The organism is Streptomyces sp. NPDC056222 (assembly GCF_042264065.1).
GTDB lineage: Bacteria > Actinomycetota > Actinomycetes > Streptomycetales > Streptomycetaceae > Streptomyces.
Map to the genome: position 1 here is coordinate 21,927 of NZ_JBHJTL010000092.1, position 8,576 is coordinate 30,502.

Sequence of the window (8,576 nt, forward strand, 5' to 3'; positions counted from 1 at the left end):
CGCCCCCCGCGGGCGACCCCCGGCCGGAGGGCCCGTACCTCGATGTCCTCAACTCCTGAGTTCCCGCGACACGTCGTCACCGCCGTGCTCGTCGCCCACGACGGCGCCCGCTGGCTGCCGGACGCCCTCGCCGGGCTGCTCGCCCAGGAACGCCCCGTGCAGAACGTCGTCGCCGCCGACACCGGCAGCGCCGACGACTCCGCACAGCTGCTGACCGACGCGATCGGCGCCGACCGCGTCCTGCACCTCGCCCGCCGCACCGGATTCGGTGCCGCCGTCGAGGAGGCCGCCCGCACCGCCCCCGTGCTCGGACCCGAGGAACTCCCCTATCTGAAGCGCCCCAGCGGCTGGGACCCGGTCAGCAGGACCTGGAGCGACGACGCCTACGACCTGCCCGAGCTCCCGCACGGCGAGCCCGTGCAGTGGCTCTGGCTGCTCCACGACGACTGCGCCCCCGAGCCGGACGCGCTCACCGAGCTGCTGCGCGTCGTCGACTCGGACACGTACGCCGCCGTCGTCGGCCCCAAGCTCCGCGGCTGGTACGACCGCAAACAGCTCCTCGAAGCCGGTGTCTCCATCGCCCGCAGCGGCCGCCGCTGGACCGGACTCGACCGCCGCGAACAGGACCAGGGCCAGCACGACCAGGTCCGCTCCGTCCTCTCCGTCTCCAGCGCCGGAATGCTCATCCGCCGCGACGTCTTCGAGGAGCTCGGCGGCTTCGACCGCCGCCTGCCCCTGATGCGCGACGACGTCGACCTGTGCTGGCGCGCCCACTCCGCCGGCCACCGCGTCCTCGTCGCCCCCGACGCCGTCCTGCGCCACGCCGAGGCCTCCGCCCGCGAACGCCGCACCGTCGACTGCGCCGGCCGCTCCGTGGCCAACCCGCACCGCGTCGACAAGGCCGGCGCCGTCTACACGCTGCTCGCCAACGCCCGCGGCGCCGCCCTGCCCTACGTACTGATCCGGCTGATCCTCGGCACCCTGCTGCGCACCCTCGCCTACCTCGTCGGCAAGGTGCCCGGCCAGGCCGTCGACGAGGTCATGGGTCTCTTCGCGACCCTGCTGCGCCCCGAGCGGATCCTCGCCGCCCGCAAACGCCGCAAGAACCCCGCCGTCGCCGCGAGCGAACTGCGCCCGCTCTTCCCGCCGCCCGGCGCCACCGTCCGGGCCACCGCCGAACAGATCGTCGCGAACTTCGGCGGCTCCGACGCCGATTCCGGTGGCTCCCGCCACGGCGTCGTCGAATCCGGGCCCGGCGGCGACGACGCCGACTTCCTGGAGATCGAGCAGTTCGCCCGGCTGAAGAAGATCGCCCGCAAGCCCGGACCGGTCCTCTTCGCACTGCTCCTGCTCGTCTCCGTGGTGGCCTGCCGCGGCCTGTTCGGCGGCGGCTCGCTCGCCGGCGGCGCCCTGCTCCCCGCTCCCGACTCCGTCTCCGAGCTGTGGGGGCGGTACGCGGACAGCTGGCACGCCCTCGGCACCGGCGGCACCCAGACCGCGCCGCCCTACCTCGCCGTCCTGGCCGCCCTCTCCGCCCTCTTCCTCGGCTCCACCTCGTTCGCGCTCACCGTGCTGCTCGTCTGCTCGGTCCCGCTCGCCGGCTTCACCGCCTACTTCGCCGCGCGCCCGATCGTCGAGTCCCGGCTGCTGCGCGCGTGGGGCTCCATCGCCTACGCCTTCCTGCCCGCCGCCACCGGAGCGCTCGCGGCCGGCCGCCTCGGCACCGCCGTCCTCGCGATCCTGCTCCCGCTCATCGCCCGCGCCGCCGTCGCCGCCCACGGACTGACCGGTCAGGGCCGCGGCAGCTGGCGCGCCACCTGGGCGTACACCTTCCTGCTGACCTTCGCGACGGCGTTCACCCCGATCGTCTGGCCGCTCGCCTTGGTCCTCGGCATCGGCGTCCTCGCCCTGCGCCGCTCCGACATCACGGCGTACGGACTGCGCTTCCTCGCCGCCGTCGGCACCCCGATCCTCGTCCTCGCCCCCTGGTCGCTCTCCCTGCTGACCAGCCCCACCGCCTTCCTCCGCGAGGCCGGCCTCGACATCCGTACGGGCACTGCCTCCGCTCTCGACCTGCTCGGGATCAGCCCCGGCGGCCCCGGCACCACCGGCGGCCTCCTCCTCATCGGCATCGTGCTCGCCGCCCTGGCCGCGCTGCTGCGCGAGGAGCGCCAGTTCGCCGTCCGCGTCGCCTGGGCCGCCGCCCTCGCCGGACTCCTCTTCGCCGTGATCTCCAACGGCGCCGGGGACACCGGCTGGGCCGGACCCGCCACGCTCGTCTACGGCGCCGCACTGCTCGCCGCCGGCATGATCGGCGCCGAGGGCGGACGCACCCGCGTCGCCGCCCACGGCTTCGGCTGGCGCCAGCCCGTCGCCGCGCTCATCGCGTTCGCCGCCGCGCTCGGCCCGGTCGTGGCCGCCGCCGGCTGGATGATCGGTGGCGCCGACGGCCCGCTGACCCGGCGCGACCCGGTCCAGGTCCCGGCGTTCGTCGCCGAGGAGAGCACCAACCCCGACCAGCCCCGCACCCTCGTCCTCGGCGGCACCTCGCCCGACGAGGTCGCGTACACCCTGGTCCGCGGCTCCGGCGGCCGCCTCGGCGACGCCGAACTGACCGCCGCGGCCGACAACGACCCGCGCCTGGACAAGGTCGTCGCGCACCTGGTGGCCGGCTCCGGCGCCGACCAGACCCAGGAGCTCAGCGGCTTCGCGATCCGCTACGTCCTCGTACGCGACGGGGCACCGCGCCAGATGAGCCGCGTCCTCGACGCCACCCCCGGCCTCAACCGGCTCAGCCAGCTCGACGGCAGCGCGCTCTGGAGCGTCGACCGCGACCGCGTGGTCGCCCGCGCCACCATCGTCCCCGCGGCGAAGCCCACCGACACGGCGAAGGCCACCGACGCGGCGGTCACGCCGATCGCGGTCGCCTCCGGCCCCGTCGAGGCGCACACGAAGATCCCGTCCGGCCCCGCCGGCCGCGTCCTTCGCATCGCCGACCACGCCGACGAGGGCTGGACCGCCACCCTCGACGGCAAGGAGCTGAAGAAGACCACCGTCGACGGCTGGGCCCAGGGCTTCGAACTCCCCGCGGAGGGCGGCAAGTTCGACCTCACCTACGACCAGCCCTTCACCCACACGCTGTGGATCTGGGGCCAGGTCGGCCTCGCCGTCGTCCTGCTCGTCCTCGCCCTGCCGGGGCGCCGTCGCGAGATCGACGACGACCTGCCCGAGGAAGAGGTCGCCATCCCCGCCCAGGCGATGGAGGGCGACGGCCGACGGGCCCGCCGTCTGCGCGCCGCGGCGGAGGCGGAGGCCGCCGCCACGGCGACCGACGAGGCGGCTCCCGAGCAGGAGCCGGTGCCGGTTCCCCAGGAGCAGACGTACGCCGCCGACTGGGACGGCCAGTACGACCCGGCCTACGCGCAGCAGCAGCAACAGCAGCAGGAGCAGTACGCCCAGCAGGGCTACTACCAGGAGTACGCGGCCGACCCGTACCAGCAGCAGTATCCGCAGCAGTACGACCAGCCGTACGAGCAGCAGCAGTACGACCCGTACCAGCAGCAGGGGTACGAACAGCAGCCGCAGCAGCAGCCGTACGAGGAGCAGCAGCCGTACGACCCGTACACCTACGGCTACGAGACCGAGCAGCGTCCCGACGGGAGCAGCAACCAGTGAAGCGCACCACCCTCTCCCTGATCGCGGTCGCCACCGCCCTCGCCGCCGTCACCGGCTTCGCCGCCCTGACCGCGCCCGACGGCACCGTCAAGGTCCCGCCGATCGCCACGGGGCCGATGCCGGTCGAGCGCTCCAGCCTGCTGTGCCCGGCGCCGAGCACGTCCGAGGTGGCCGAGACCGACTACACCTCGTACACCCCGGCCGGAAAGGCCGCCGTCGGCGCCGCCGCCAAGGGAGGCACCGCCGCCAAGGCCGAGCTGAAGCCCGCCCCGGTCGCCGCCACCCCCGGCGGTACGCCGGCGAAGAAGCCCTCCGCCGCCAAGGCCCCGGGGACCGTCACCGAACCGGGCAAGCCCGTCGGCGCCGAGGCGAACGGCGGCGCCGCCCCCGCCCTGACCGGCGCGGCGACCGGCGCCCTCGCCCCCGGCTGGACGGTCCAGCAGACCACCGTGGTCCCCGCGGGCGGCTCGCGCGGACTGCTCGGCGTCGCCTGCTCCGCCCCCGACACGGACTTCTGGTTCCCGGCCGCCTCCACGGCCAAGGAGCGCCAGGACTACGTCCACCTCACCAACCCCGACGACACCGCCGCTGTTGCCGACATCGAGCTGTACGGCCCCGAGGGCGTGCTCAAGTCGCAGTTGACCGAGGGCATCCCCGTCCCGGCCCACTCCAGCGTCCCCGTCCTGCTCTCCACGCTCACCGGCGAGGCCGCGCAGGCGGACGTGACCGTCCATGTCACGACCCGCAGCGGACGCGTCGGCGCGGTCCTCGGCTCCGCCGACGACAAGCTCGGCAGCGACTGGCTGCCCGCTTCGGCCGACCCGGCCGGCACCGCCGTCCTGCCCGGCATCCCCGCCGACGCGACCTCGGTCCGCCTGGTGGCGTACGCGCCGGGCGAGGACGACGCGGAGCTGAAGATCCAGCTGGTCGGCGAGAACGGCACGATCGTCCCGGCGAGCGCGCAGTCCCTGCACGTGAAGTCGGGCATGACCGCGTCCGTCGACCTTCCCGACCTGACCAGGGGCGAGGCGGGTGCCCTGCTGCTCACCCCCTCGGACCCGAAGAAGACCACCCCGTTCGTGGCCGCCCTGCGCGTCGTACGGGGCAAGGGCGACAAGCAGGAGGTCGCCTTCATCCCCGCGACCGCGGCGATCACCGCCCGTGCCACCGTCGCCGACAACCGCGCGGCCGGCTCGACCCTCACGCTCACGGCGCCCGGCGCCGCTGCCCAGGTCAAGGTCACGGCGTCGGCGGGCACGGAGGGCGGCACGACGGTCTCCAAGAACGTCACGGTCAAGGCGGGCACGACGACGAAGGTGACCGACGTGGTCCCGGCCGGTCTGAAGGGCTCCTACGCGCTGACGGTCGAGCGGGTCTCGGGCGGGCCCGTCCACGCCGCACGCGTCCTGGCGCTCCCGCAGGACGGCATCCCCATGTTCACGGTCCAGACCCTGGCGGACGACCGGGGCGCGGTGCAGGTCCCGAGGGCGAAGCAGGATCTCTCGGTCCTGGACGACTGACGCTTCGACGGCTGACGCCTCGACGGGCTGGTGCCCGCACGGCCGACGCCTGGACGACCGGTGCCCGGACGGCCGGCGTCGGGGCCACCCACGTCGTACGACGGGAAGTGCGTCGGCGCTCCTTCGACGGAGGCCGGCGTTCCTTCCCGGCGGCCGCCGTTCCCCCGAAGGTGGCCCGCGTTCCCCCGAAGGGGTCAGTCCTGCCCGTAGCGGGGGTCGACCGACTCGGGGGAGAGACCCAGAAGCTCGGCCACCTGCTCCACCACGACCTCATGGACGAGCAGCGCCCGTTCGTCACGGCTCTTGGAGCGGATCTCGACCGGCCGCCGGTAGACGACGATCCGGGCGGGCCCGCCCTTCTCCGCCGGCGCGGCCCCGCCCAGCGGCACCGACTCGCCCTGCACCGAGGGCGGCACGTCGAGGACCATGAACTCGACGTCCGCCAGCTGCGGCCAGCGCCGTTCCAGGCGCTCCACCGAGTCCAGGACGAGATCGCGGAAGGTGTCGGCCCGGGTCGCGGACAACGGCACCTGCGGCGGGGCGACCGGCCCGCGCATACCGCGACCGTGCCGGTCGCGCCTGCGCGTCCGCGGCTCCACCGGAACCGGACTGGACTCCGCCGCATCGGGCTCGGGCGGACGGGACGAGGGGTTCGGCGGCACAGGACTGTCCATCACTGACGCAGCGTAACTCTCCTCGGTGCCCGTCGACCGTGGCGCACACGGACCGCCTCGCCGCGCGCCGGAGCCGGGCTGTCGCTAGTTGAACATTCCGGCCAGGCGCGGGCTCGATTCCGGGGGCTCCCGCGATCGGCCATCTGGCCGTGGTTGACCGGATTCCTGTCGACCGTTGTCCGGATCGACCGCCGTCCCCACCCCCGTGCCCCTCCTTACGCGCAGGTCAGGACGGCCCCCCGAAGCGAGCCCGTGTCCGACGTCACACCGCGACACGGTGGAGTGACCTGGTGGAGAGTCGTCGCGGCCCGCTCAAGAGTGCGGTACCGTCCAACGTCGTGAGCCCTGTACGTCGCTGTTCGCGCACCGCGTGCGGCCGCCCTGCCGTCGCGACACTGACGTACGTCTATGCCGACTCGACTGCGGTCCTCGGCCCGCTCGCCACCTACGCCGAGCCCCACTGCTACGACCTGTGTGCCGAACACAGCGAGCGCCTCACCGCGCCGCGCGGCTGGGAGGTCGTGCGCCTCTCCGACGGCTCCGCCCCGTCCCGCCCCAGCGGCGACGACCTCGAAGCCCTCGCCAACGCGGTACGGGAAGCGGCGCGCCCCCAGCAGCGCACGGCCGAGGCCGGCGGCAAGGGCGGCGGCCGAGGCGGAGACCCGGTGGAGGTCGGCCGCCGCGGCCACCTCCGCGTCCTTCGCTCCCCGGACTCCTGAGCAGGACGTCCTGAGCACGACGTTCTGCGCCGGGCACCGGCGCCGGACGCCCGAGCGGGCGACGCCCCGAGCGGGGCCTGCGCCGGACTCCTGAGCACGACGGCCGAGCCCGGCACCCCCGCGTCCCGCCTCCCGCGTCCCGCGCGCTCCCCGGCTCCGAGCCCGACGTCCTGAATGCGGCGCCCGAGCCAGGCGCAACGAGCCCGGCTCCTCAGCCCCGCTCCCCAGCCCTGCTTCCGAGCCCGACATCCCGCACCGGACCCCCACGCGCGGCGCTCGCCCGGCCAGGCGCTCTGCCCTCCCCTCGGCGGGCCCCGGTAGGTTGGGCATCCGCACACGCCGTACACGCGTGGCACACGCGCCGCACACGCGTGCCGAGGTTTCGAGGATTCAGGAGGGTTGTTCCGTGGCTGCTGATCTGTCGCAGATCGTGAAGGCGTACGACGTTCGCGGGGTGGTGCCGGATCAGTGGGACGAGACGCTCGCCGAGCTGTTCGGCGCCGCGTTCGTCCGGGTGACCGGCGCGGACGCGATCGTCGTCGGCCACGACATGCGGCCCTCGTCGCCGGGCCTGTCGGGCGCGTTCGCCCGTGGCGCGGCCCGCCTCGGCGCCGATGTCACCCTGATCGGGCTCTGCTCCACGGACCAGCTGTACTACGCCTCCGGCAGCCTCGACCTGCCGGGCGCGATGTTCACCGCCTCGCACAACCCTGCGCAGTACAACGGCATCAAGATGTGCCGTGCCGGCGCCGCGCCCGTCGGCCAGGACACCGGCCTGTCCGAGATCCGCATCATGGTGGAGCGCTGGTCGGAGGAGGGCGCCCCGGCGGCCGCACCGACCACCGGCACCATCACCGAGCGGGACACGCTGCAGGACTACGCGGCCCACCTGAAGGCGCTGGTCGACCTCACCACGATCCGCCCCCTCAAGGTCGTCGTGGACGCGGGCAACGGCATGGGCGGCCACACCGTCCCGACCGTCTTCGAGGGCCTCCCGCTGGACGTCGTACCGATGTACTTCGAGCTGGACGGCACCTTCCCGAACCACGAGGCCAACCCCCTCGACCCGGCGAACATCGTCGACCTCCAGGCCCGCGTCCGGGCCGAGGGGGCCGACCTCGGTCTCGCCTTCGACGGCGACGCCGACCGCTGCTTCGTCGTCGACGAGCGCGGCGAGGCGGTCGCCCCGTCCGCGATCACGGCCCTGGTCGCGGCCCGCGAGCTGGCCAAGACCCCCGGCGGCACGATCATCCACAACCTGATCACCTCCTGGTCGGTGCCCGAGGTCGTGCGGGAGAACGGCGGCTCGCCGGTCCGTACCCGCGTCGGCCACTCCTTCATCAAGGAGGAGATGGCGAAGACGGGTGCGATCTTCGGCGGCGAGCACTCCGCGCACTACTACTTCAAGGACTTCTGGAACGCCGATACGGGCATGCTTGCCGCGCTCCACGTCCTCGCCGCCCTCGGTGGCCAGGACGGCCCCCTGTCGGAGCTGGTCGCGTCGTACGACCGCTACGTGGGCTCCGGCGAGATCAACTCCACGGTCGCCGACCAGGCGGGCCGCACCGTGGCGGTCAAGGCGACGTACGAGGGCCAGGACGGCATCACGCTCGACGAGCTGGACGGCCTGACGGTGTCGGCGGACGACTGGTGGTTCAACCTGCGCCCCTCCAACACCGAGCCGCTGCTCCGCCTGAACGTCGAGGCCCGTGACGCGGCCACCATGGCCAAGATCCGCGACGAGGTCCTCGCCCTCGTCCGCGCGACGGACTGACACCCTCTCCCCACCGGGGCTGGCCGACACCCTCCCGGGCGGGGAGCTCTGACAGCCTCTCCCCGCCGGGGACCGGCCGACACCCTCCTGGGCGGGGAGCTTTGACGGCGCCTCTCCCCGCCGGGGACCGGCCGACACCCTCTCCCTGCCGGGGCCGGACCGACCGCCCCCGCCGGGACGCCCCGGCGCCGCTCGCCGCCGGGGCATGGGCCGC

At 74.3% G+C, this 8,576-nt stretch carries 5 protein-coding genes; 4 read left to right on the plus strand and 1 reads right to left on the minus strand.

The window, feature by feature from the left end:
- The first annotated feature begins 42 nt into the window (after nt 1–42).
- Both ACFC0D_RS31095 and ACFC0D_RS31100 read left to right on the plus strand, forming a co-directional pair.
- Nucleotides 43–3,675, plus strand: coding sequence for a glycosyltransferase family 2 protein (locus ACFC0D_RS31095; RefSeq protein ID WP_376443105.1), 3,633 nt, complete (start codon nt 43–45; stop codon nt 3,673–3,675).
- Nucleotides 3,672–5,195, plus strand: a complete 1,524-nt coding sequence (locus ACFC0D_RS31100; protein WP_376443108.1) for a DUF5719 family protein — start codon at nt 3,672–3,674, stop codon at nt 5,193–5,195. Before ACFC0D_RS31095 ends, ACFC0D_RS31100 begins: the two co-directional genes overlap by 4 nt.
- 194 nt (nt 5,196–5,389) lie before the next feature.
- On the opposite strand, the gene ACFC0D_RS31105 is transcribed toward ACFC0D_RS31100, so the two are convergent.
- Nucleotides 5,390–5,869 (minus strand): metallopeptidase family protein, encoded by a 480-nt coding sequence (locus ACFC0D_RS31105; RefSeq protein WP_376443116.1) that lies wholly within the window; start codon nt 5,867–5,869, stop codon nt 5,390–5,392.
- Between the two features lie 290 nt (nt 5,870–6,159).
- Between ACFC0D_RS31105 and ACFC0D_RS31110 the strand changes: the two genes are divergently transcribed.
- Both ACFC0D_RS31110 and ACFC0D_RS31115 read left to right on the plus strand, forming a co-directional pair.
- Entirely contained in the window at nt 6,160–6,588 is a 429-nt protein-coding gene (locus ACFC0D_RS31110) for a DUF3499 domain-containing protein (RefSeq protein WP_376443110.1), read from the plus strand.
- A gap of 406 nt (nt 6,589–6,994) precedes the next feature.
- A complete protein-coding gene (locus tag ACFC0D_RS31115; protein ID WP_376443113.1) occupies nt 6,995–8,362 on the plus strand; it encodes a phosphomannomutase/phosphoglucomutase in 1,368 nt (455 codons plus the stop codon).
- Nucleotides 8,363–8,576 lie beyond the last annotated feature (214 nt).